Origin of the sequence: Actinoplanes philippinensis (assembly GCF_900113015.1) — a bacterium.
GTDB lineage: Bacteria > Actinomycetota > Actinomycetes > Mycobacteriales > Micromonosporaceae > Actinoplanes > Actinoplanes philippinensis.
Genome location: NZ_FONV01000016.1, coordinates 129,500 through 153,781 on the forward strand (window position 1 = coordinate 129,500; position 24,282 = coordinate 153,781).

The window sequence follows — 24,282 nt, forward strand, 5'->3', positions numbered from 1 at the left end:
CGCGGTGCACCCGGGCCTGGATGGCCTCGTTGAGCGGCGCCGCCGCTCCGTGCAGCCGCGCCAGCAGGACGATCTCCCCGTCCAGGTAGTCGGTCTCGGGTCGGGCCGCGCGGGCCAGACTCTGCCGGGTGGAGTTGCCGACCCGTTCCCGGCCGGGGATCGCGGCGACCCCGAAACCGCTGCTGTTCGGTGTGGCAGGAACGATTCCGGCGGCGGCATAGACAGCACGGGCCTCGTCGCGCAGCGCGTCGACGGCGGCGTCGCGCAGCGGGCCCGGCTCATAGAGCGCGTCCAGGCTGTTGAACAGGTTGCCGATCAGCTTGGCGGCCTTGTGGGCGGTGATGTCCTCGACCTCGTTGACCGTGAAGCCACCCCGGCGCAGGTCGGCCGCGATCGCGGCGGAGACCTCGTCGGTTCCGGACGGATAACGGCCGAGCCACAGGACCGCCGGCACCGGGTGAGCATGGTTCACGACCTCGCCGGGTACGACGAAGGTGGCCGGAATCCATACCACGATGCCGTGGACGCGGGCGAACGAGCGCAGCGCGATCCGTTCGGTCTCCAGGCCGTTCTGCAGTGTGACCAGTGGCAGGGTGGTGGCCGCCACGCCGGCGCTCCCGTCGGCTCGCTTCACCGGGCGCCACGCCCAGTCCTGGACTGCGGCGGCGCTGTCGGTGCTCTTGGTGGCGAGGATCAGGATGTCGTCCTGGGTCAGGTCGACCTCGCCGGGGCCCGCTGTCACGGGGATGGCCAGCTGGTGGGTGCCGTCCGGGCGGACATAGGTCAGTCCTGATTCGCGCAGGGCGGCGAGTTGTGCGCCTCGCGCGACCAGGACGGTGTCGATGCCGGCGCGGTGCAGTTCGGCGGCGACGGAGGCCCCGACCGCGCCTGCTCCGATGACGATGTAGCGGCTCATGCCGCCACCTCTGCGGCGATCACGGGGAGGTCGGCGCCGAGCTTGAGCCTCTCCAGGAACAGGATGATCGTGGCGGCGGTGGTCCGGTGGGTGACGTCGTTGAGGATGTCGTGGCGGCCGCCGGTGATGCTGACCAGCCGGCCGGGGTACGAATCGCGGGCCGAGGCCAGCGGGCTGATCGTGTCGGAGTCGCCGTGCAGGCCGAGAGTGGGTATCGTCACATCACCCGCATAACCGATGAGTTCAATAGGAATTCGGGCCGAAAGAAGAGCGCCGGGACTGGCCGCGCCACTGGAGAGAACGCCGCGGTGGGCAGGGCACCCGGTACGTGCGTCGAGTTCGTCGTCCCACCCCAGCAGGTCATCGCCGGCAGACGCGGGGACCGGGATTCCGGCGAGCACGACGGCATCGAGTCCCGGTGCCGATCGACGGGCGAGCGACAGCGCGAACAGTGCCCCGGCGTCCGATCCGACGACCACCTTGGGCCCCGGCAGACCATCGTCCACCAGGAGTTTCTCAGCCTCGGCAAAGCTGGCGGCGACATCGGCGGTGACGTCGGGCAGCAGCCGCACCTTGTAGCCGTCGGCCGCGATCCGCTTGCCGAAGCGCTGATAAGCGTCGATCGTCTCGCCACGCCCGGCGGCGACCAGCACGGTACCCCGGGGAGCTATCCCGACGGGCTCGTCAAAAGCGTCAGTCATGTTTTCCTCGCACGAAGAGCGGAGCGGCTACTGTCGGTCAGCATCGCCTGATCGCCGGTCGCATGTCCAACACCGATCCCCGATCGGAACCGAACACGAGTTCTTATCAATTGATTGTTAGCGTCCGGGACATGGCACAGGTTCTGGACATCCTCGCGCTGCGCAGCCTCGTCGCGGTCGCCGACTGCGGAGGCTTCCACCGGGCGGGCGCCACGCTGCGGGTCAGCCAGTCGGCGGTCAGCCAGCACATCCGGCGATTGGAGAAGGTGATCGGTCGCCCGCTGGTCGAGCGGCAGGGGCGCGGCACCACGTTCACCCCGGACGGTCAGGCACTTCTCGGTGAGGCGCGCCGGATCCTGACGGCCCACGACGACGCCCTGCGCCGGCTGGTCGGCCCGGAGCGTCCGACCGTGACGATCGGCACCACCGAGCACGCCGCCGAGCTGATCCTGCCGGCGGTGACCGCGGCACTGCCGGACCATCAGGTTCGGTTCCGCATCGATCGCACCCGGCGCTTGGACGCGGCGGTCGACCGGGGCACCATCGACCTGGCCGTGCACCTGACCGAGGCGTCATCGGCGGAGGGCACGCCGGTCGGTTCACTGCCACTGAGCTGGTATTCCGCGAAGGCCTGGCAGGCGCCGAGCGGCCGGGACTGGCCGGTCGTGGCGATCGAGGAGCCGTGCGTGCTGCGCCGCCGGGCACTCACCGCGCTCGCGTCGCGAGGATTGGATCCCTATGTGGTGTGCGACAGCGGTTATGTGGCGGGGGTGCTCGACGCCGTCCGGACCGGGCTGGGTGTCGCGCTGCTGGCCAGCGCGGTGAACACGCCGGACGGGCTGACCGAACGTGACGATCTGCCGAGCGTGCCGCCGGCCACGATGAGCCTGCGTGCCAGGTCAGGCGCCGATCCCCGAGTCGCCGAGGCGGTCACCGCCGGTCTGCGCACAGTTCTCGGCCCAGTCCCGAGCTGAGTCAAGAGGGCACGACCGATAAGCGATCGTAATCACGTTGATCGCGGATCGTCGTTGGACACCCTTCCTAAAGACCTATTACATTGGTAGGAGTTATAGGGATGTGGCGGGCGCCGAACCGCTGCTTGAGGGGTGACTCCGCGTGGCCGTAGCGTTCATCAGTGCCGTCAACGTCAATCCGAGCAACGAGCTCAACCGGCTCGGCAGACCCGAGGTCGACCTGCCGTTCTTCATCCGGTACGTCAACGCCCTCGAGGACGCGGGCTTCGATTACACACTCTGCGCCTACGCGTCGGCCTTCCAGGACCAGTTCGCGGTGGCCAATCAGATCGTGGCCAGGAGCGAACGGGTCACCCCGATCGTCGCGCTGCGGCCCAACACCATGTACCCGACCGTCGCCGCCAAGGCCCTGGCAACGCTCGACCAGTTCGGTGGCGGCCGGGCCGTGGTGCACTTCATCTCCGGCGGCAACGACGCCGAACAGGCTCGCGAGGGCGACTACCTGACCAAACAGCAGCGGTACGCGCGGACCGCCGAATACATCGACATCGTCCGTAAGGTCTGGACCGGCACCGAGCCGTTCAGCCACGAGGGCGAGTTCTACCGGTTCGACGACTTCGTCAGCACGGTCCGCCCGACCCGCGGCACCATTCCGGTGTCGGTGGGCGGTTCGTCGGCCGAGGCCTACCAGGTCGGCGGGTCCCGCGGGGACATCTTCGGCCTCTGGGGCGAGCCGCTGGCGGACACCCGCGACCAGATCGACGCGGTGTACGAGCAGGCCGAGAAGGCGGGGCGCACGGACAAGCCGCGGATCTGGGTGACGTTCCGGCCGATCATCGCGGCCACTGAGGAACTGGCGTGGGAGAAGGCCCACCGGATTCTCGCCGCTCTGCGGCCCTTCGAGAAGCGGTTCCTCGGCGGCACGAACCCGCAGAACGTCGGTTCCCAGCGGCTTCTCGACATCGCCGGCCGTCAGGACGTGCACGACCGGGCCCTGTGGACCCCGACCGCCACCGCGACCGGTGCCGCCGGAGCCTCGACCGCCCTGGTCGGCACCCCGGAGACGGTCGCCGCCGCGATCCTCGACTACATCGACCTCGGCGCCGAACTGATCTCGATCCGCGGCTACGACAACCTCAACGACCTCATCGACTACGGACGTTTCCTGCTTCCGCTGGTCCGCCAGGAGCTGGCCCACCGGGACGCCACCGGGCAGCGCGGCACCCTCCAGGCCGACCATCCGGGAGCACTCGCAGACAGGACTGCCGCATGAGCACCTTCGACCCCGCCATTCCGGCCACCGCCTCGCCCGAGGTGGAGTTCATCAGCCTCTCGCACCTGAACCCGTCGACCGAGATCAACCCGGTCCCGTCGCGGGGCATCGACCTCAAGTACTTCCGCAGGTACGTGCGCTCCCTCGAAGAGGGCGGCTTCGATTACACGCTGCTGCCCTACGGCTCTAGCTCCGCCGACTCGTTCGTCACGGCCGGCGCGGTCGGTCAGCTCACCGAGCGGATCAGGCCGATCGTCGCTCTGCGGCCCAACACCACGCCGCCGACGGTGGCCGCGCAGAAACTCGCCACGCTGGACCAGCTCACCGAGGGCCGTGCGGTCGTGCACCTGATCTCCGGCGGCAGCGATGCCGAGCAGGCCCGGCAGGGCGACTACCTGCCCAAGAACCGCCGGTACGCCCGCACGTCGGAATACATCGACATCCTGCGTAAGTCGTGGACCTCCCCCGAGGCGTTCAGTCATGACGGCGAGTTCTACCGGTTCGACGAGTTCGGCCCCGGCTTCGCGCCGTACGACGGCCCGATCCCGATCTCGATCGGCGGCCAGTCCGACGAGGCGTTCGCGGTCGGTGGGGCCAAGGCCGACATCTTCAGCTTCTGGGGTGAGCCGCTCAGCGACCTGCGCAGCGAGATCGACCGGGTCAACGCCATCGCGGCCACCGCAGGCCGGCCGAAGCCGCGGATCTGGGTGACGTTCCGCCCGATCATCGCGCAGACCGACGAACTGGCCTGGAAGAAGGCCCACGACTACGTCGACAGGATCGCCGAGACCTTCCGCCAGGGCGCGTACGGCCAGCAGCGGCATCGCCAGGCCGGGCCGCAGAACGTCGGCTCCCAGCGGGCGCTGGCCCACGCCGGAAAGGCCGAACTCTACGACCGGGCGCTCTGGACCCGGACCGCAGCGGTGACCAACGCGGCCGGCGCCTCCACTGCGCTCGTCGGTTCCCCGGAGACGGTCGCCGCCGCGATCCTCGACTACGTGGACCAGGGCGCGTCACTCGTCTCCATCCGCGGCTACGACACCCTGGCCGACGCGGTCGACTACGGCCGCTACATCCTGCCGCTGGTCCGCCAGGAGATCGCCCACCGCAAGTCCACCGGGCAACGCGGCACCCTGCAGGCCGAGCACCTCGGCAACCACGCTCCCGAGTACGGCCGGTTCGCCGCGGCGGGACGACAGTGACCGCCCTCGACCTCTCCCCCGACGCGCTGGCCAAGGTCACCGCGGAGATCGCCGCCACGGCCGCCGAGTACGACCGCACCGGCGACCTGCCCTGGGCCGGCATCGAGGTGGCGCACCGGGCCGGGCTGCTCACCGCCACGGTCGGCACCCGGTACGGCGGCCCCGGCGCCGGCCCCCGCGACACCGCCCGGATCCTGACCGCGATCGGCGAGGGCGACGCGTCGGTCGGGCTGCTGGCCGCGAACTCGCTGAACACCCACGCCGCACAGGCCGCCTTCGGCACCTGGCCGGTCGCCGCCTACGAGGACCTGCTGCGCCGCTCGCAGGAGGGCCCGGCGCTGGTCAACGCGATCCGCGCGGAACCCGAGCTGGGTGCGCCGGCCCGGGGTGGCCTGCCGAAGACCACGGCGGTCCGCAACGGCGACGGCTGGCTGCTCAACGGCCGTAAAGCCTATGCGACAGGCGGTACCGGGCTTGCGTACCACGTGGTCTGGGCCGTGGAACCGGAGACCCAGCGCGTCGGGCACCTGATCGTCCCGGGTGACCTGCCCGGCATCACCTGGATCCCCACCTGGGATCACCTGGGACTGCGGGCGTCGAACACTCACGACGTGGTCTACCAGGACGTCCAGTTGCCGGCCGACGCGTTCTGCGAGATCCCCCGCCAGAGCGACGGCAGCTACCGTGACCCCGCCGCGGCGGCCGGACCTGGCAGTTTCGGTCATCCGGCGCTCTATGTCGGGGTGGCCCGCGCCGCGAGGAGCGCCTTCGCCGCCTATGCCCGGGAGCGCGTGCCGGCCGCCCTCGGTAAGCCGATCGCACAGACCGAGCGGATCCAGTCGGTGGCCGGCGAGATCGACCTGCAGATCGTGCAGGCCGAGACCCTGCTGCACGGGGCGTTGCTGCGCCTCGAAGCGGGTGACACCTCGATCCTGCCCGAGCTCTCCGCGATCAAGGTGGCGATCGGCCGCTCGGTGATCGCGGCGGCCCAGACCGCGGTGGCCGCGCTCGGCAACCCGGGTCTGTCCCGGCACCAGCCGCTCGAACGCCACCTGCGGGACGCGCTGTGCATCCGGGTGCATCCGCCGCAGGAGGACGCCGTGCTCCTCGCCGCGGGCCGACGGGTGCTCGGCGTCTGACCGTACCCCCGCGATCTTGATCTTGCCCTCCGCCCCTTCAGAAGGATCGAAATAATGTCTGTTTCTCGGTTTCTCAGACCCATCGCCGTCGCGGTCACCGCTTCACTTGCTCTGGCCGCCTGCGGCGGCGGAGAGGAAACCAGCGCCGCTTCGGGTACGCCGAAAGCCGGCGGCACCGTGAAGGTGTCGTTCTGGCCGGACAACCCGAACTTCTCCTGCATCGACCCGTTTCAGGTGTACTGGATCGAGCACCGGTCGATCATCCGCAACTTCGCGGACTCGCTGACCGATCAAGATCCGGAGACCGGCAAGATCGTCCCCTGGCTCGCCTCGAAGTGGGAGATCAGCCCGGACGGCCTGACCTACACGTTCACGCTGCGTGACGGCGTCACGTTCAGCAACGGCAAGAAGGTGGACGCGCAGGCGGTCGCCGACAACGTCACCGGCTGGATCGAGACGGTCAAAGCCACCAACGGAGCCGCGTTCGGCGCCTCCTACATCCAGGGCTTGACCGGCGCGACAGTGGTGGACCCGCTGACCGTCAAGCTGACCCTGAGCAAGCCGAACTCGTCGTTCCTGCAGGCCACGTCGACGACGAACCTGGCCATCACCGACCCGGCCGAGTTCGCGCTCCCGGCGGCCGAACGGTGCACCGGCAAGGGCGTGATCGGTTCCGGACTGTTCGTCCTCGATCACTACACGCCCAAGACCGAGACGGTCCTGACCAAGCGGGCCGGCTACAGCTGGGGCTCGGAGCTCTCCGAGAACAAAGGTGAAGCCCGCCTGGACAAGGTGATCTTCAACTACGTGGCCGAGGACAGTGTCCGCACCGGCAACCTGACCAGCGGCGCCATCGACGTCGCCTGGCCGCGCAACCCGTTCTCGCCGCAGGACGAGACCCTGATCGAGAAGTCCGGCAAGAAGATCGAGGAACGGTCGCTGCCGGGTGTCTCCTACACCCTGTTCGCGAACACCACTGCGGGCCGGCCGCTCGCCGACAAGCAGGTCCGGCTGGCGCTGTCCAAAGCTCTCGACCGCGCCACCTACGCCAAGACCATCTACGGCGACGGCTACCCGGTGGTCAAGGGTGCGTACAACTCGACCACTCCGTACTTCAAGAGCCAGGAGAGCAAGCTCGGGTACGACCCGGACGGCGCCGCCGAACTCCTCGACGCGGCCGGCTGGACCCTCGGCGCGGACGGGATCCGCGTCAAGGACGGCAAGCAGCTCACCGTCGACTACCCGCTGACCTCGTTCGTCGGCAACGCCGAACTGCTCCAGGCCCAGGCCAAGAAGGTCGGCATCAACCTGACCCTGCGCCAGCTCACCCCGGCCCAGCAGGCGACCTATCTGAACGAGGGCTCCTACGACCTGACCTCGACCTACTTCACCCGGGCCGACCCTGGCGCACTGCAGTTCATCCTCAACCCCGACGTGGCCAACTCGAAGGCGCTGGCCCGGCAGTCGTCCACGCCCGACGCCGTCGTCAAGGTCCAGGACCTGTTCGCCAAGGCGCTGCAGACCACCGACCAGAAACAGACCACGACCGCCTACGAGGACCTGCAGGACTTCCTGATCGACGAGGGCATCACCATCCCGCTCAACGAACGGGTACAGAAGGTGGGTCTCAGCGAGAAGGTGCACGGATTCGCCTTCACGTCGGAGAGCTTCCTCAAGCTCAACGACGTCTGGAAGGACTGACGTCGTGGGCCGGGCCGTCCACGTGGACGGCCCGGCCTTTGCGAAAGGTTGCCGATGACCAGATATGTAGTGGGTCGAGTCCTTCAGGCCGTCGTCGTCCTCTGGGCCGCTTACACCCTCACCTTCGCGATTCTCTACCTGCTGCCCAGCGACCCGATGGAACTCCAGCTGGCCGCCGCCGGGCTGCAACTGGATTCCCTGACCCCCGAGCAACTCGCCGCGGGCAAGGCGCAGTTCGGGCTCGACCAGTCGATCGCGGCGCAGTACTGGCACCACCTGTGGGCCGCGCTGCACGGCGACTTCGGCATCTCGCTGACCCAGCAGACGCCGGTCACCGACCTGATCGGCCAGCGGATCGGCAAGACTCTGTTGCTCAGCGTCAGCGCGGCGACCGTGGCACTGCTGGCCGGGTCGGCGCTGGCCTACCTCGCGACGTTCGCCCGCTGGAACCCGCTGCGCACCTTCCTCACCCGGCTGCCGGCTCTGGGCGCGTCGTTCCCGCAGTTCTTCATCGCGCTGTTCCTGATCCAGTTCTTCTCCTTCCAGCTCGGCTGGCTTCCGGCCACCGGCAGCGAGGGCCCGTCGTCGCTGGTCATGCCGGTGCTGACGATCTCCGTGCTGAACTCGTCGATCCTCGCCCAGGTGCTCATCAAGAGCTTCGACGAGACACTGTCCCAGCCGTACATCACCACGGCCCGGGCCAAGGGCCTGTCCCGCTCGGCCGTGCACCTGCGCCACGCGTTCCGCAACGCGGTGCTGCCCGCCATGACGATCCTCGGCGTGATCGTCGGCCTCACCGTGACCAGCTCGATCGTCGTCGAAACCGTCTTCACCCGCGAAGGGGTCGGCAAGCTCGCCCAGGAGGCGGTGCTGTCCCAGGACGTACCCGTGGTGCTGGCCGTCGTCACCATCGCAGCCGCCCTGTTCGTGACCGTCAACCTGATCGTCGACCTGCTCTATCCGCTGCTCGACCCGCGCATCTCGCACACCCGGACCCGCATCGACCCCGAAGTGGTGACCGCCGTATGACCGCCGCTGTTCTTCCCGACGTTCTGGTCACCAGCAGGCGTGCCGGGCTCTTCACCACCGCGCACCAGCTGATCCGTAAGCCGGCCTTCCTCATCGCGGTCGTCTACGTGCTCTTCGTGATCGTCTCCGCGTTCGCCCCCACGCTGTTCACCTCGTGGGAGCCGTACGACACCTACCCCGAACAGGCGATGCTGCCGCCCGGCGCGGACCACCTGTTCGGCACCGACGTCTACGGCCGTGACCTGTGGACCCGGGTCCTCTACGGCTCCCCGCTGACCATCAAGGCGACGCTGCTGGCGCTGACCATCGCAGCGATCGCCGGCCTGACGATCGGCATCGTGTCCGGCTTCTTCGGCGGCCGGCTCGACGCGATCCTGATGCGTATCGTCGACGTGCTGCTCGCCATCCCCGGCCTGCTGCTCGCCCTGTCGATCGTCACCGCCCTCGGCTACGGCACCCTTCCGGTGGCCGTCGCCGTCGGCATCGGCATCGTCCCCGGCTTCGCCCGCACCACCCGCGCCGAAGTGCTCCGGGTCAAGACGCTGCCGTACGTGGAGGCGGCCCGCGCGGGCGGCGCCTCCTGGACCCGGGTGCTGCTGCGACACATCCTGCCGAACTCGTGGGGCCCGGTCGCGGTGCTCACCGTCCTCGACGCGGGCGTGGCGATCCTGGCGATCGCGTCGCTGAGCTTCCTTGGCTTCGGCGCCGCCCCACCGGCCGCCGAATGGGGCACGCTGATCTCCGACGGCCGCAACTACCTGGTCACCTCGTGGTGGCTGAGCCTGCTGCCCGGCCTGTTCGTGGCGATCCTGGTGCTGAGCCTCAACCACATCTCCAAAACGCTGCAGGAGCTGACCCGATGAGCCTGGTCGACATCAAGGGACTCGACGTCGGCTACCTCCGGCACCGCACGATCACACCCGCCGTCATCGGGCTCGACCTGACCGTCGGCGCGTCCGAGGTGGTCGCCATCGTCGGTGAGTCCGGCTCCGGCAAGACCACCACCGCCAACGCCATCATCGGCCTGCTCCCGGCGAACGGCCGGATCACCGCGGGGTCGGCGATCGTCGACGGCATCGAGACGGCCGGCGCCCGCGAGCGCACCCTGCGCCGGTTGCGCGGATCGGTGGTCGGGCTGATCCCGCAGGACCCGATGGTCGGCCTCAACCCGACCAAACGGATCGGCGCCCAGGTGGCCGAGGCGATCAAACTCCGCGGCGGTACGGACGACGCGCTCGACTTCCTGTCCGAGGCCGGCGTGCCCGACCCGCAGCTGCGAGCCCGCCAGTATCCGCACGAGCTGTCCGGCGGCCTGCGCCAGCGGGCCCTGATCGCCATCGCGCTGGCCGGCAAGCCGAAACTGCTGATCGCCGATGAACCGACCAGCGCCCTCGACGTCACCGTACAGAAACGGATTCTCGACCACCTCAGTGGCCTGGTCCGCGAGCAGGGCATCTCGCTGCTGATCATCACGCACGATCTGGCCGTGGCAGCCGACCGCGCGGACCGGGTCGTCGTGATGCAGGGCGGCCGCAAAGTCGAGGAGGGCGATCCGGCCACGATCCTCTCCTCGCCCCGGGACCAGTACACCAGGAAATTGATCGCGGCCGCGCCCCGCCTCGCTCACTCCGGGCGGGTGGTTCCCCGGTTCGACGTACGCGGGGAGGATGTTCCTGATGCGGTCCTGACGCTCACCGACGTGAGCAAGACGTTCTCGGTCAGCGACACGCGGCGCGGCCGGCGCGGTTTCAACGCTCTCGACAAGGTCAGCGTGCAGGTGCCGCGTGGCCGGACGCACGCCCTGGTCGGCGAGTCGGGCTGCGGGAAGACCACCACTCTGCGGATCGCGCTCGGCCTCGAATCGGCGACCAGCGGATCAGTGGTCCTGGACGGCACCGAGATCAGCGGCCTGTCGTGGAACCAGGTCCGGCCGTTGCGCCGCAAGGCCCAGCTAGTGCACCAGGACCCGTTCGCCACCCTCGACCCGAGGTTCACCATCGAGCAGTCGATCGTCGAACCGCTGGTGTCGTTCCGGATCGGTGACCGACGGTCCCGCAAGGCCCGCGCCCGGGAACTGCTCGACCAGGTGGCGCTACCGGCCTCCTACCTGGACCGGCTGCCCCGTGAGCTCTCCGGCGGACAGCGGCAACGGGTCGCCATCGCCCGCGCGCTGGCGCTGGAGCCGGACCTGCTCATGCTCGACGAACCCGTGTCGGCGCTCGACGTCCTGGTCCAGGAGCAGATCCTGCAGCTGCTGGCCGACCTGCAGAAGAACCTCGGCCTGTCGTACCTGTTCGTCTCCCACGACCTGTCCGTGGTCGCCGAGATCTCCCACACGGTCTCGGTGATGAGCGAGGGCAGGGTGGTCGAGGAAGGGCCGGTCGCCGAGGTGTTCACCAATCCCCGCAGCGAATACACCCGGGAACTCATCGACGCGATCCCGGGACGCCGTGCCGACGCTGCCTGACACCCGGCGCGGGTCGGCGCTTCTGGCCCAGCTGGCCGCAGCCCGGGCCAATCCCGGCCCGGCGGCCGTCGCCTCGATCACCGGGCTGATCAACGGGGCGACCATGGTGGCCGGGGCGGCTGCGATCGGCTGGTCCACCGACCACCTGGTGCTGCCCGCGCTCGCCGGTGATGCCGTATCGGCGAACACGTGGTGGACCAGCGGCGGCCTGGTGCTGGGGATCTCGGCGGCACGCTGGAGCACGATCTTCGTCCGCGGGCTTTCCACCGGGCGTGTGCAGTACCGGGCGCAGGCCGAGACCCGCCGGGCCGTGGCTCGCCGATACCTGGCACTCGACCCGGCCTGGCACCGGCGGCACTCCCCCGGCCGGCTGCTCGCCCACGCGATCTCCGACGTGGACGCCCTCTGGTCACCGACGCAGTTCGCCTACTTCGCGTTCGGCATGGTGTTCATGCTGCTGCTCGCGCTCACCGAACTGTTCTTCCGCGCACCCGTACTCGGGCTTGTCGGACTCGTTCTGATCGTCCTGGTCTTCGCGCTCAACCTCACCTACCAGCGCCTGCTCGCCCCGCGGGCCCGCGACGCCCAGGCCGCCCGCGGCGTCGTCGGCGGTGTCGCCCTGGAATCGATCGAGGGCGGCCCGGTCGTGCGCAGCCTCGGCCTCACCGACGCGGAGGACGCCCGATTCGCACCCGGTGTGCACCGGCTGCGTGCCGCCGACCTGCGGATGGCAGCGATCAGTGCGGTCTTCGACCCGCTGCTGGAGCTGCTGCCCACGGCCGCGATCCTGGTCGTTCTCGCCGTCGCGGCGCCCCGGGTGCAGCAGGGCGACCTCAGCGTCGGTGACCTGGTCGGCGTCGTCTATCTGCTGCTCACCGTGGCGATCCCGCTCAACGTGATCAGCCGGTTCCTGTCGATGCTGCCGATGTCCGGCGCCGGCCGCGAACGTGTCCAGGCCGTCCTGGACTCCGGCGAGGTGCTCCGGCACGGCTCACGTGACCTCGAACAGCCCAGCCCGATGCGGGTCGAGCTGCGGGCCACCGGCGTCACCCGCGGGCAGCGGCACCTTCTGCGCGACGCCGATCTGACCCTGGAACCCGGGACCGTCACCGTCGTCCTCGGCGCTGTCGGCTCCGGGAAGACCACCCTGCTCGACGTGGCCGGCGGGCAGATCCATCCGACCGCCGGCACCGTCCTCTTCGACGGCGTCGACGTCCGTGAGCTGACCGCCGGTGTCGTCCCGGAGGCGGTGGCCGTGGTGTCGCAGAGCCCGTTCCTGTTCGCCGAGTCCCTGCGGGACAATCTCGCCCTCGATCGGCCCCTGGCCGATGCGGACCTCTGGGCTGCGCTGCGAGCCGCCGCAGCCGACGACATCGTCCGTGAGCTTCCGGACGGCCTCGACACCGTGGTCGGCGAACGTGGGGCCACCCTTTCCGGCGGGCAACGCCAACGGATCTGCCTGGCTCGTGCCCTGGTCCGGCAGCCCCGGCTGCTGGTGCTCGACGACGCCACGTCGGCACTCGACTCCCGGGTCGAGCAGCAGGTCCTCACCTCGCTCGCCGCGCTCGTCGCCGACGGCGGGCCCACGATCCTGATCAGCACCAACCGGCCGGGAGCGGTCGCGATCGCCGACCGGGTGGTGCTCGTGCGGGCGGGACGGATCGCGGCCACCGGAACCCCGTCGTCACTGATGCACGTGGAGGAGTACCGGCGGATCGTGACCGCCTACCAGTCTTCCGTCCAGGATGAGGAGGCGGCCGGCGGTGCGCGTACCCCCGTCTCCTGATCGGCAGCGGACCATCACCACCGGCCTGGCCCCCCTCGCCGGCCGTGCTTTCCTGCCGACGGCGCTACGGTTCTCGCCGCAGCTGCGGCAGGGACTGCTCGTCACCGGACTGCTGGCCCTGCTCGCCGGTGGCGGCCGGATCGTGGCGCCGCTGAGCATTCAGCGAGCGATCGACGCGGGTCTCGCGCCGGGCACGGTGACACCGGCGGTCACGGTCGGCGGTGTCGCGGTGCTGGTCGCCGGACTCTCGTCGTTGCTGCTCAACCGGCGTCTGCAGGAGAAGGTGGAGAACGCCCTGGCCGGCCTGCGCCGCGATGGGCTGCGCCGGGTGCACGACATGGCCGCGTCGACCGCCGACCGGGTGCCGAGCGCCGATCTCGTCTCCCGGCTGACCAGCGATGTCGATCAGGTGACCACCTTCCTGCAGGGTGGTGGCATTCAGTTCGTGACCAACAGCGCCCAACTGCTGATCGCCGCAGTGATCATGTCGGTGTTCAGCTGGCAGCTCGCGGTGCCCGTACTGCTGCTCTCCGCCCTGTTGATCGGCACGATGACACTGATGCAGCGGGTGATCGCACGCCGTTACGCGCAGGCACGCCGCGAGCTTTCCCGGTTGCAGAGCGTGGTCGCCGAGTCGGTCGCCGGCGCACCGGTGATCCGCTCCACAGGGACCGCGGCACGCGCCGCCCGCAAACTCGACGACGCCGTCGATCGGGCCCGCGACAGCCTGCTGCGCACGCTCGTCCCGCTGCACGGCAACACCGCGCTCGGCGAGGTCACCATCGGGGTGATGACGGTGACCGTGCTCCTCGGCGGCGTCTGGTTCGCCCTCGCCGGCGATCCCGCGCGGCCCCGGCTCAGTTCCGGCGAGGTCGTCGCCATGGTTTTCCTGGTCACCTTCTTCGTACGGCCGCTGCAATTCCTCGTGCAGAGCCTCGGCGAAGCGCAGAACGCGCTGACCGGCTGGCGCCGGGCCCTCGAACTGGCCGCCACCCCCAGGGAGGCGGCCGGTGACGGGCCGGCGCTGCCCGCCGGCCCACTGGGCGTACGGATGTCGCAGGTGTCCGCACGCTACGGGTCAGGCCCCCTGGTCCTGCGCTCGGTGTCGGTGTCGATCGAGCCGGGCGAACATGTGGCGGTCGTGGGCCGGACCGGCTCCGGCAAGTCCACCTTCGCGAAACTGCTGACCCGCCGAGTCCTCGCGTCCACCGGAACGATCCACATCGGTGGGGTGGCCCTCGACCGGATCACCTCACTGGCGGGGCGAGTGGTGATCGTCCCTCAGGACCCCTTCCTGTTCGACGCCACGATCGCCGAGAACATCCGCCTCGGCTCACCCACCGGATCCGCGGCCGGCGAGATCTCCCGGATCATGGGCGATCTCGGCCTCGACGACTGGCTGTCCGGTCTGCCCGACGGCCTGGACACCCGGGTGGGGCTGCGCGGCGAACGGCTCTCCGTCGGTGAACGCCAGCTCGTCGCTCTGGCCCGGACCGCCCTGGCCGGCCCCGACCTGGTCATCTTCGACGAGGCCACGTCCGGGGTGGACCCCGCCACCGACGTGACCGTGCAAAAGGCCCTCGCCATCCTCACGCGGGGCCGGACCAGCATCGCCATCGCCCACCGCATGATCACCGCCGAGACCGCCGACCGGGTCCTGGTCTTTGACGGCGGCCGCATCGTGCAGTCCGGCCACCACTCGGTCCTCGCCACCCGCCCCGGCCCGTACTCGGCCCTCGTCGACGCTTGGAGAACACCGTGACCCGACTCGGTTTCAACACCCGGGTGTCGTTCCCCACCGGGCAAGCGGCCCGCGGACTGCGTGACGGCATCGCCCTCTTCCAGGCTGCCGAGTCGCTCGGATATCAGTCCGGCTGGGCCTACCAGCGTCACTTCGACAACTACCTGTCGTCACCGATGCCGTTCTTCGCGGCGGCCGGCCAGCACACCAGCCGCATCCTGCTCGGCAGCGCGGTGATCCCGGCCCGCTTCCAGGAGCCGATCCTGTTGGCCGAGGCCGCCGCAACCGCCGACCTGCTCATCGACGGCCGCCTGCAGATCGCCTTCTCCAGCGGCACCGACCAGTGGGACGCGATCTTCGGCACCGTGCCCGTCTCGGCTCGTGAGGAGGGGCAGCGCCGCCTGGCGCGGTTCCTGTCCGCCGTCGCCGGCGAAACCATCCACACCGTCACCGAGCAGAAGGGCGTCGGCGGGCCACCGGTCGGCACCGAACTCAAGGTCACCCCACACAGCCCGGGCCTGCGCCAACGCATCTGGTACGGCTCCGGCAGCATCGCCTCGGCAGTCGCCGCCGCCCGCCAGGGCCTGCGGCTGATCACCGGGACGATCCTGCACGACGTCCCCGCCGGTGTCTCCTTCCCGCAGCACCAGGCCGACCTGATCGCCGCGTACCGGACGCAGTGGGCCGCCACCCACTCCGATCCCTGCCCACCGGTGGCGGTGGCGGCGTCGATCCTGCCCGGCACGACGCCTGCGCTGCGCGACCGCTACGCCGCTTACGACCTGGAGCGACGCACCAGCGGCCCGGGCGCGTCGCGGCCGCGGGGCGCCCTGACACCCACGCTGACCGCGGCCCTGCCGCCCGGGATGCTGATGAGCCCGGTTCATCACGGCAGCCCCGACGAGGTGACCGAGGCGGTTCTGACCGATCCGGGCCTGACGGCGGCCGACGAGATCGTGCTGTTCCTGCCGCCCGCGTTCGAACTCCCCGACAACGTCACACTCCTGGCCGACCTGGCCGAGACCGTGGGCCCGGCCATCGGGTGGAAGCCCGATCAGACGGGCCGGTCGCACCCGGCGGTCAGGCCGCCGGCGGCCGCCAACCCGTGAAATCCTGCAGCCGGAAGTGACTGGCCACGGTACGGAACGCGAACCAGCCGTTCGGCTCACCGACGTACCGGGGGAACCGGGTGGTGGTGTTGAGGTTGGTCGCCCTGCCGCCGCGAGACCGGCGTGCACCCCCGGGAAACAGTGACCAGGCCGGTTGCCGTGTCAGCGGCAAGGTGGCTGCCTCGCGGAAAGACGGGAAGCGCCCGAGGCCACCTCAGCCGGATCGCGGCGCCGGGCCGTGTGCCGTCGCCGGTGAAGACACACCGGCGGTTGCGGCCAGGGCGTCGATCAGGCCCGGAAAGCGAGCGTCGAGTTCGTCGCGGCGCAGCTCGATGCTGTGGGTGCGCCCGGCCACGACGGTGCGGGTCAGGCCTGCCTGACGCAGGATGCGGAAGTGGTGCGTCATGGTCGACTTGTGCACGCCGAAGTCCCAGTGCGTGCCGCATTTGCCGTGCCGCAGGCCGTCGGCGAGCGTCTGCACGATGCGCAGGCGGATCGGATCGGCGACCGCCCGCAGCAAGTCGATCATCGTCACATCGGCGATGTCGGGCATCGCGTCGTCGTCTCGTGCCACACCCTCACCCTACAGTTGGACGTTCGTCATACGGTCGTCTACGTTGACGGTATGACGGATGTCCAACAATCTGGTTCGGCCCGATGGTCCTGGGACGCCGAGGGCGTCGTCACCGTTGTCCTCGACGACCCCGGCCGTACGGCGAACATGCTCAACCGGCGCCACTACGACGGGCTCACGGACTGCCTCGACGACCTCACCCGTCAGCTGGGACGGCTGCGCGGCGTGGTGCTCACCTCGGCGAAACACTCCTTCATCGCCGGGCCCGACTTCGTGCCGAGCGAGATCACCCCCGACGAAGCGGCCGGCCTCTATGACCTGCTGACACCTCTGCGCGACCAGGCACGCCGACTGGAGAACCTGGGCCGGCCGGTCGCCGCCGCGCTCAACGGCTCCGCACTCGGCGGTGGCTTCGAGCTGGCACTGGCCTGCCACCACCGGGTCGGCACCAACGACCCATCGGCGGTATGGGCACTCGCGGAGACCGGGATGGGCATCCTCCCGGCAGGTGGCGGAACGGTCCGGGCGACGCGGATGTTCGGGATCGCCGCGACCGTGCTGGACATCGTCGGGCCCGGCACGGCCTACCACCCGGCGCAGGCACTGGCCGCGGGCCTGGTCGACGAACTCGCCGACGACGTGGTCGCCGCGGCCCGGACCTGGGTACTGGCACAACCGTCCGGGCACTACGTGCAACGGTGGGAGCGGCCCGGCCATCAGATCCCCGGAGGCACCGCGGAGCCGCCAGGGCTCGCCGACGAGGTGAGCCGCCGCTCGAAGGGTTCGCCGGTCCGAGCACTCGCCGCGGTCCTGGAGGTAGCGGTACGAAGCGCTTCGGCACCCCTGGAGGAAGCCTTCGAGACCGAGACGGCGGCTTGCCGGGCGCTGCTGAGCGCGCCCGAGTTCCCCGATCTGACTCACCTCTTCCATGCGATGCGTGCCCTTGCCACAGCGCCGGCCGAGCCGCCCGCAACAGGCATGCCGGCCGGCATGCACGAGTTCCCGCAGATCGTCGCCAATCCCCTGGCCGCGGTGTTCTTCGCGCCCGACGCCCCCGTCGTCGAGATCACTGACGCTGACCTCATCCCCGCGGTCCGCGCGAGAGGCGGCATCCCTGTGCTGATCCACAGCGGAGATGTCTCGTTCATACAGACCCTCCTGGAGGCCGGTCCCGACCCCACCGCCATGACCGACGCCGCCCACCGCGCCCTCGACGACGGCCTGCGGATCGACCCGGCCGGCGCCGACGTCGCGTCGGTCGTCGCGGCCGGCTTCCCGGCCTGGACCGGCGGCGTCCTGCACGCCGGAGGCGCCCGGTGAGGTATTCCCTGGTCGAACTCGCTCCGGTCACGCCAGGCGGCACCAACCGGGAAGCCCTCGACCGGGCCCTCGCCGCCGCAGAGGAGGCCGAACAACTCGGTTATCACCGATTCTGGTTCGCCGAGCACCACCATGTGACGGGGTACGCCGCCCAGGACCCCGTCCCGCTGATCGCGGCAGCCACCCAACGGACGACCCGGATCCGTCTCGGCTCGGGTGCCGTCCTGCTCAACCATCACAGCGCCTTCAGCGTCGCCGAACGGTTCCTGATGCTCGAATCGCTGGCGCCCAGGCGCATCGATCTAGGGCTCGGCCGCTCCACGGCCACACCGCTGATCGACCACGCGCTGCGCCGCGACCGGAACAGCCGGCCGGCCGACGACTTCCCCGACCAGGTGCAGGAGATCATCGGCTACCTGCACAGGGCCTTCGACCCGGCTCACCCGTTCACCGCGATCGACCTCACGGCCGGAATCGACACCATCCCCGAGGTCTGGGTGCTCGGCTCGTCCGGTTCCAGCGCCGGCCTCGCCGCCCGGCTCGGCATCGGCTACACCTTCGGCGGCCACATCAACCCGGGCATGACAACGCGCGCGCTCCGCCAATACCGGCAGAACTTCACAAAGACGCCCTTCGGCACCGGCGTTCCACAGGCGATGCTCGCACTCAACATCGTGGCCGCCGACGACGAAGAGAAAGCGCACCGGCTGACCTGGCCCGCACGAGCGCTGCGGGCCGGTGGACGCGACCGGCCCATCCCCACCCTCGCCCAAGCCGAGGCGGAATTAGACGCCTCGGCGAGAGCACGGCCGAGCACCGTCGTCGACGGGGTGATCCCGACGCAGATCTCCGGAACTCCGGCAACCCTGCGGGCTCAACTCGAACCGGTGATCCGGGAAGCGGGAGCCACCGAGGTCATGGTCCAGGACATGCTGACCGACTCCGCGGCGCGAACCCGATCACGCCAGATCGTCGCACAAGTCCTGCAATCCATCACAATCTGACCGCGATGAAACGAAGTCGGCCCGGATAGCACCGACTGGATGTGGACTGTCTCAGCCCCGTGGTGCCAACTATCTCGCTGGGTTCAGCAACACGGGCGTGAAGCATGCAGCCCAAGTTAGAGCGAACCAAAGGTCGACATTCGATGGCATGCATAGCCACACCGCTAAGCCGCGAGGGCGTTTCCCGGGTGTTGTGCGGTCGTACGCAGCATCCACGCGATCCTCCAAAGCTGACGAAAGCGTCCACCGGACACCGCTAGCGACGCCGGCACCGACGGCGAACATGCCGATGCCGACAAGCACCGCTTCCGGGACCTCAGTGAATGGGGCCAGTGACGGCAATCCCCTTCGTACATACGTCGTCGCCGCAAACAGCAGCACCACCACGCCGGCCGTGAACATCCAGGCGACTGCTCGTACTGAATTCGCGGTTTCGATGTCGCCTGAGCCTGTCGGGCCTCGCCGTACATCCTGCCGAAACTCGTCCAGGCCGGTGCGCCGCTCCGGCGGCATACCGCGGTTGAGCCACAACCTCAACATCGCCGGCGCCACAAGATACGCGACCCGGCCGCCGACATCCCGCAACGGCGGTCCGGGTGTCCTGGGCGACTTGCGTGCCCACTCAGGAATTTCCACGCGGCCTCCACACTGCATCTGAATGATCACGGCACTGCAGCACACGAGACGGCGGGCGCATTCCAGCAGGCCGTGACCTTGATCGAGCAGTCTGTGTACGGCCGCGTGGCGTTCGCGGGTGCGCTCGTCCAAGGGCTGGTCCGCCTTGGCCAGGTTCGCCCACAGGTGCCAGCGGTCACCGACCTGCACCGCCTGGGGCGCCCCGGCACGGATCGCCTCGGCATACGCCGCGGAACCGTCGCGGCACACGACCTGCACACCCGGATGTGTCGCACAGCTACGCGGCCAGGGTTTCGGCCTTGCGATCGGGCAGCACATCAACGCGGCGATGGGTGACCGCATCGATCAGCAACGCGGCATAGCGGCGGCCCCGCCGCAGCGCGAAATCATCCACGCTCAGCACGGCCGGAACCGGACGATCGGGGATCGGCGTCGTCATCAGCACCCGCAGCACGGTACTGCGGGAGACCCGGGCTCCTCTACCCGGGACAGCACCGCTGCACCGGCACGACCGGCGGCCACGACGGCCAGATCAGCGACCAGCGCGGTCAACTGCCGGGTCCGCCACGCCCGGCGCCTGGTCAGCATCGGCACCTGCTCCCGGAATGTCCGCCGCGGGCAGGATGACACCAGACAGACCAGGCGACGAACCCGTAGCTGCACGACCACCGCTCGACCACCGACCGGGAGATCAGCCAAGTGCCGCTGGCGATAGGCATGGACCCGTTCGCTGAGCTGCCGGCAATCCGGGCAGGCCACCGCGGTCACCGCGGTTCGGGCGACCACACCCACGATCGCCCCCTGATCGAGCACCTGCTCGATCACCAGGGAAGACAGGCCAGGAAAGATCGTCCCGAGCAGATCACACGGGCATCATGATCATGCATGAGACGGACCACATAGGACCCGGGGTCCTCGACACCGTTTCTGCGCCAGAGCCGCTTTCTTGATATTCCCCGGCCAGACGGAGCCATGTCATGAGCGGGCATGGTTGGCGGCCGGACAGTCCGTCAGCCTTGCCTCATGGACCGAGAACTGGACGGCCGCGTCGCCGTAGTCACCGGGGCCAGCGATGGCATCGGCCGGGAACTGGCCATCCGCCTAGCCCGGGCGGGCGCCGACCTGGTGCTGCCCGTCCGCGATCAGGCGAAGGGAGCAGCCGCGGCCGCCACCATCCGGCAGGCGGTGCCCGGCGTGAGGATACGTCTGGGAACGCTTGACCTGGCCGATCTCGCATCAGTGGTGACCTTCACCGACCGGCTGGTCGGTGAAGGCCGGCCGATCAATTTGCTGGTCAACAATGCCGGGGTGATGCTGCCACCGGCTCGGCAGGAGACGGCCGACGGGTTCGAGCTGCAGTTCGGCACCAACGCGGTCGGTCATGCCGCGTTGACCCTGCGCCTGTTGCCGCTGTTGGAAGCCGGGCACGCCCGGGTCACCACGTTGACCAGCGCGGCCGCGAAACAGGCGCGGATCGACTGGTCAGATCTGCAGAGCACCCGCTCGTACTCCGCGACGCGCGCATATGGCCGTTCCAAACTCGCCAACCTGTTGTTCGCGCTCGAACTCGACCGCCGCAGCAGGGCTGCGGGCTGGGGCATCTCCAGCAACGCCGCCCATCCCGGAACCACGCGAACCAATCTCTATCGCACCACTCCGGGCCTCCTGCGCGGCCTCGCCGCCCGCTTCGCGCAGCCGATCGCCCGCGGAGTTCTCCCGCCGCTGATGGCGGCTGGCCCTGCGGCGGCCGGTGGTCGGCTCTATGGCCCGGACGGATTCGGTGAGTTCCGCGGCGATCCGACTGAACTGCGGCTTTACCGCAGCGCGCAGCGCCCGGGTGACGCCGAGCGCCTCTGGGACGTCATGCACACACTGACCGGTGCACCGCAATGATCGAAAGGCACACTGACACGGTGGATCGGGAACGACTCGCGGCTTCCTGCGCAGCCGGCGCGCGGGCCTGCAGCCGTCCGATGTTGGACTGCCGCGTGGGCTGCGCCGCCGCACAGCCGGCCTGCGCCGTGAGGAGGTCGCCATGCTCAGCGACCTGTCGGTGGACTACTACACCCGCCTCGAACAGCCCCGCGGACCACGCCCGTCCGAGCAGGCGCTGACCGCGGTCGCCCGCGGGCTGCGGCTGACCCTCGACGAGCGTGACCATCTGTTCCGGCTCGGCGGGTACGTGTGTCACTGACAACATCGCGGTCGACGAGGCATGGGAGTACGGCAGATGGCGGCATCCGGTCCGATTCGAGCGCTTACGGTCCGATCTCGCACCAGCTGACGTGCCCCTCTCGTCACGGGCGTTCACCGGTAGCCGCTGATGTTGAGGCCGCTGGCCGTCAGGCGGTCGGAGCCCACCGTCCGGAAGAGCCGAACCCGCGACTGTGACACCCCGTCCACCGTTACCACCAGCGGCGGGCGGGGCCGGTGCGAGGCGACGCGGCGTTCCGCTGCCGTGAACGGTCGGTGGACGATGACGTAGTCGTGGGGCTGGTCACCGCCGGGCTCTGTGGGTAACGGGAGGCGGAGCAGCCGGGCCTGCTGCTGACGGTTGTTGCTACGTCGCCAATGCCAGCCCGCGGGTAGCGACCGTGAGGCGATCCGTTTCCTGCTCACGCGGAACGCGTCGCGCCGCAGCACGTGCGCACGTGCCGCCGACCTGGCCGCCGCGATCCGGTTCCTGCTGGGACCGTTCCCGCTGGCGCCGAGGTCCGGGCCCTCTACGGACGCATACAGCCCCACTGACGCCGCCATGGTCGGCACGCCCTGGTGTGCCGACCATGGCGGCGTCAGGTCATGGCATCGCGCGGCGAAGCAGGCGGTCGGCAGTGGTGGCGGCGAACAGCGAGCCGGGCACGGCGGCCAGCGCCCGTGCCTGCGGCGCCTGGCCGACCGGCTGCCAGACGATGTCGGCGTGCACCGGTGGGCGCTTCCACAGCTGCCCGTCGCCGGTCAGGGCGTATAGGTGGCTGTTTCCGGCCGCGAGTGCGCGTACGCCGTTCGCGTGCCCGATGTGCGTCCAGTTGACGTTGCTGAGCACGGGCGGCCGGGCCCAGAGCTTGTTGTCGGTGGTGGCGCAGTACAGCGTCCCGTCGAGCGCGGTCAGGCCGACGACGGCGTTGGCGTGCCCGATGGTCGCCCAGTCCGCGATGACCGGGGCCGCGTCCTGGGTGAGCAGGGTGTTGCCGGATGTGGTTGCGAACAGGCGGCCACCGGTGGCGGCCAGTCCGGTGACGGCGGGTGCCGCTCCGATCGGCTGCCAGTTGACCTCGGTCGTGCTCGCGGGGCGGACGTTGAGAATGCCGTCGTTGGTCGCGCAGTACAGCCGCCCGTCGGCGGCGGTCATCGCGATCACACCGTTGGCGTGCCCGGCGTCGGCCCAATCGTCGCCGTCGTGCAGCTTCTCCACCTGCAGGTAGATCGAGTAGACGCCGCGCAGGAAGGGATCGTCGGCGTAGCGGATCGATGTGATGCCGGTGCCGAATCCCTGGAGGTTGCTGGTGGCCAGGAACTCAGCGGTCTCGGCGGTGAGGGCGATGGTCACCGGGTTAAACGAGCCGCCATCGGGGTTGGCCGGGTCGCGCTGAGTCCCGATCGGGCGCCGCATGGCTTTGCCCAGCGGTGACCACAGGCCGGCCATCGAGCCGACGGTCTGGATGCCGAGCGAGACCGCGTCGAAGATCGGCTTGGTCACCGGCCAGACGTTTCCGACGATCTCCTTGGCCCGTTTGCCGTACTCGGCGTCTGCTTTGATCTGCCAGTCGAGCCAGCCGTCCCAGAATCCCGCGCCCGGGTCCCATTCCCAGATCGTCGGTGTGAGCATGACGACGCGGTCCGGGTCGAGCGGTCCTTCGAAGATGGTGTACGGCGGGAAGCGCAGCGAGTTGATCGGGCCGTGACGTCGCCACGGCTCGGGCACGGCCGGCACCTTGTCGCCGGTGATGATGCCGCCCTGACTGGAAGCGGAACCGGCCTGGACTCGGCCCGGAAGGTTCGAGGTGTCCCCCATCAGCTCGCTTTCCTGGTCCAGCCGTGTCAGCACGGTGCCGTTACGCTCCAGCACCCTGGTGTTGACGTCGATGAACACCTCGTCGTGCTTGCCGTCCCAGTTGAGTGCGTCGTCCCAGGTCTCGTTGTGGCACCGGAATCCGTTGATGGTCACGCGGTAGACGCTCGAGGTCATGACTTTCTTCTCCTGTTTCGATAAGTCGTCGGTGTATGGCAGCTGGCTCACCGGGTTGTCTGAGCGGATTCGCAGAGGGCTGCGACGGCCGCAGCCCGGATGGCATCGCCGGAGGATTCGGCCTGTTCCAGGTCGGAGAGCAGGGCGTAGACGGCGGAGGCCCGGACTCCGGCGTAGCCGCCGGCCTGGTTGATCAAGCCTGCGACGTCCTCCTCGGTGACGTTCGCGTAGGTGTCGTTGATCATGCAGGCGAGGGTGACGGTCTCCCGGGTGCGGGACGAGGCCAGGCGGCGCGCTTCGGCGTTGACGGCGCCGGCCCGGCTGCCGGCTTCACCGAGGTCGTCGACCTGGTGGGCGGGAGCGGGCAGCGGAGCACGGCCGTGTGGTGGCGGCACCTCGGCGTGTGGCGGTTTGTGGCATGCGGTGAGCAGGAGCCCGGCGAGGAGCACGGCCGCCGCGCGGTTCGTCGATCGCGGCGACCGGGGCGGCAGCGGTTCGGTCATGGCACACTCCGTTTCTCGGGT

At 69.7% G+C, this 24,282-nt stretch carries 21 protein-coding genes and 2 pseudogenes; 15 read left to right on the forward strand and 8 right to left on the reverse strand.

The genetic code is table 11. The features are described from left to right. Positions 1-16: 16 nt before the first annotated feature. Positions 17-916: pseudogene (locus tag BM290_RS50300) on the reverse strand (ketopantoate reductase family protein); the annotation flags it as partial. After that, on the reverse strand, positions 913-1,569 hold the full coding sequence (locus BM290_RS36760) for an alpha/beta hydrolase (protein ID WP_203779694.1): 657 nt from the start codon (positions 1,567-1,569) through the stop codon (positions 913-915). The pseudogene BM290_RS50300 and the gene BM290_RS36760, both read right to left, overlap by 4 nt. A gap of 179 nt (positions 1,570-1,748) precedes the next feature. On the opposite strand from BM290_RS36760, the gene BM290_RS36765 reads away from it, so the two are divergent. From BM290_RS36765 to BM290_RS36815, 11 genes are all read left to right on the forward strand, one after another. Beyond that, complete coding sequence (locus tag BM290_RS36765) at positions 1,749-2,591, forward strand: LysR family transcriptional regulator (protein WP_093620562.1); 843 nt, start codon at positions 1,749-1,751, stop codon at positions 2,589-2,591. 142 nt (positions 2,592-2,733) lie between these two features. Then, positions 2,734-3,864 (forward strand): LLM class flavin-dependent oxidoreductase, encoded by a 1,131-nt coding sequence (locus tag BM290_RS36770; RefSeq protein WP_093620563.1) that lies wholly within the window; start codon positions 2,734-2,736, stop codon positions 3,862-3,864. Continuing rightward, positions 3,861-5,066, forward strand: coding sequence for an LLM class flavin-dependent oxidoreductase (locus BM290_RS36775; RefSeq protein WP_093620564.1), 1,206 nt, complete (start codon positions 3,861-3,863; stop codon positions 5,064-5,066). The genes BM290_RS36770 and BM290_RS36775 overlap by 4 nt, the downstream gene beginning before the upstream one ends. Further along, positions 5,063-6,205, forward strand: a complete 1,143-nt coding sequence (locus tag BM290_RS36780) for an acyl-CoA dehydrogenase family protein (protein WP_093620565.1) — start codon at positions 5,063-5,065, stop codon at positions 6,203-6,205. Before BM290_RS36775 ends, BM290_RS36780 begins: the two co-directional genes overlap by 4 nt. Positions 6,206-6,259: 54 nt before the next feature. Continuing rightward, positions 6,260-7,906, forward strand: coding sequence for an ABC transporter substrate-binding protein (locus BM290_RS36785; protein ID WP_093620566.1), 1,647 nt, complete (start codon positions 6,260-6,262; stop codon positions 7,904-7,906). 54 nt (positions 7,907-7,960) lie between these two features. Further along, on the forward strand, positions 7,961-8,935 hold the full coding sequence (locus BM290_RS36790; RefSeq protein ID WP_093620567.1) for an ABC transporter permease: 975 nt from the start codon (positions 7,961-7,963) through the stop codon (positions 8,933-8,935). After that, positions 8,932-9,798: an ABC transporter permease gene (locus tag BM290_RS36795; RefSeq protein ID WP_093620568.1), complete on the forward strand. Its 867-nt coding sequence runs from the start codon at positions 8,932-8,934 to the stop codon at positions 9,796-9,798. The genes BM290_RS36790 and BM290_RS36795 overlap by 4 nt, the downstream gene beginning before the upstream one ends. Then, a complete protein-coding gene (locus tag BM290_RS36800) occupies positions 9,795-11,402 on the forward strand; it encodes a dipeptide ABC transporter ATP-binding protein (protein ID WP_093620569.1) in 1,608 nt (535 codons plus the stop codon). Before BM290_RS36795 ends, BM290_RS36800 begins: the two co-directional genes overlap by 4 nt. Beyond that, positions 11,386-13,188, forward strand: coding sequence for an ABC transporter ATP-binding protein (locus BM290_RS36805; RefSeq protein WP_203779696.1), 1,803 nt, complete (start codon positions 11,386-11,388; stop codon positions 13,186-13,188). Before BM290_RS36800 ends, BM290_RS36805 begins: the two co-directional genes overlap by 17 nt. Continuing rightward, positions 13,166-14,950 (forward strand): ABC transporter ATP-binding protein, encoded by a 1,785-nt coding sequence (locus BM290_RS36810; protein ID WP_203779698.1) that lies wholly within the window; start codon positions 13,166-13,168, stop codon positions 14,948-14,950. The genes BM290_RS36805 and BM290_RS36810 overlap by 23 nt, the downstream gene beginning before the upstream one ends. Beyond that, a complete protein-coding gene (locus BM290_RS36815) occupies positions 14,947-16,038 on the forward strand; it encodes an LLM class flavin-dependent oxidoreductase (protein WP_203779700.1) in 1,092 nt (363 codons plus the stop codon). The genes BM290_RS36810 and BM290_RS36815 overlap by 4 nt, the downstream gene beginning before the upstream one ends. A gap of 214 nt (positions 16,039-16,252) precedes the next feature. Here BM290_RS36815 and BM290_RS36825 read toward each other — a convergent pair whose 3' ends face one another. Beyond that, complete coding sequence (locus tag BM290_RS36825; protein WP_093620649.1) at positions 16,253-16,591, reverse strand: ArsR/SmtB family transcription factor; 339 nt, start codon at positions 16,589-16,591, stop codon at positions 16,253-16,255. A 72-nt stretch (positions 16,592-16,663) separates the two neighbouring features. Here BM290_RS36825 and BM290_RS36830 point away from each other — a divergent pair, with 72 nt between their 5' ends. Both BM290_RS36830 and BM290_RS36835 read left to right on the forward strand, forming a co-directional pair. Beyond that, complete coding sequence (locus tag BM290_RS36830) at positions 16,664-17,932, forward strand: enoyl-CoA hydratase/isomerase family protein (protein ID WP_093620573.1); 1,269 nt, start codon at positions 16,664-16,666, stop codon at positions 17,930-17,932. Further along, positions 17,929-18,936, forward strand: coding sequence for an MsnO8 family LLM class oxidoreductase (locus BM290_RS36835; RefSeq protein WP_093620574.1), 1,008 nt, complete (start codon positions 17,929-17,931; stop codon positions 18,934-18,936). The genes BM290_RS36830 and BM290_RS36835 overlap by 4 nt, the downstream gene beginning before the upstream one ends. 69 nt (positions 18,937-19,005) lie before the next feature. On the opposite strand, the gene BM290_RS47685 is transcribed toward BM290_RS36835, so the two are convergent. From BM290_RS47685 to BM290_RS36840, 3 genes are read right to left on the reverse strand one after another with little or no spacing between them, the layout of a single operon-like run. After that, positions 19,006-19,830 (reverse strand): transposase, encoded by an 825-nt coding sequence (locus BM290_RS47685; RefSeq protein WP_177320045.1) that lies wholly within the window; start codon positions 19,828-19,830, stop codon positions 19,006-19,008. Positions 19,831-19,849: 19 nt separating this feature from the next. Continuing rightward, entirely contained in the window at positions 19,850-20,017 is a 168-nt protein-coding gene (locus BM290_RS48760) for a hypothetical protein (RefSeq protein ID WP_177320046.1), read from the reverse strand. Further along, entirely contained in the window at positions 20,011-20,397 is a 387-nt protein-coding gene (locus tag BM290_RS36840) for a transposase family protein (protein WP_177320047.1), read from the reverse strand. Before BM290_RS36840 ends, BM290_RS48760 begins: the two co-directional genes overlap by 7 nt. Before the next feature lie 198 nt (positions 20,398-20,595). Here BM290_RS36840 and BM290_RS36845 point away from each other — a divergent pair, with 198 nt between their 5' ends. Then, entirely contained in the window at positions 20,596-21,465 is an 870-nt protein-coding gene (locus BM290_RS36845) for an SDR family oxidoreductase (RefSeq protein WP_093620576.1), read from the forward strand. Next, positions 21,462-21,754, forward strand: a pseudogene (locus BM290_RS36850) (helix-turn-helix domain-containing protein); the annotation flags it as partial. The gene BM290_RS36845 and the pseudogene BM290_RS36850, both read left to right, overlap by 4 nt. A gap of 615 nt (positions 21,755-22,369) precedes the next feature. Here the strand turns inward: BM290_RS36850 and BM290_RS36860 are convergent. Then, complete coding sequence (locus BM290_RS36860) at positions 22,370-23,809, reverse strand: hypothetical protein (RefSeq protein ID WP_143134053.1); 1,440 nt, start codon at positions 23,807-23,809, stop codon at positions 22,370-22,372. Further along, positions 23,806-24,261: a hypothetical protein gene (locus tag BM290_RS36865; RefSeq protein ID WP_093620580.1), complete on the reverse strand. Its 456-nt coding sequence runs from the start codon at positions 24,259-24,261 to the stop codon at positions 23,806-23,808. The genes BM290_RS36860 and BM290_RS36865 overlap by 4 nt, the downstream gene beginning before the upstream one ends. Positions 24,262-24,282 lie beyond the last annotated feature (21 nt).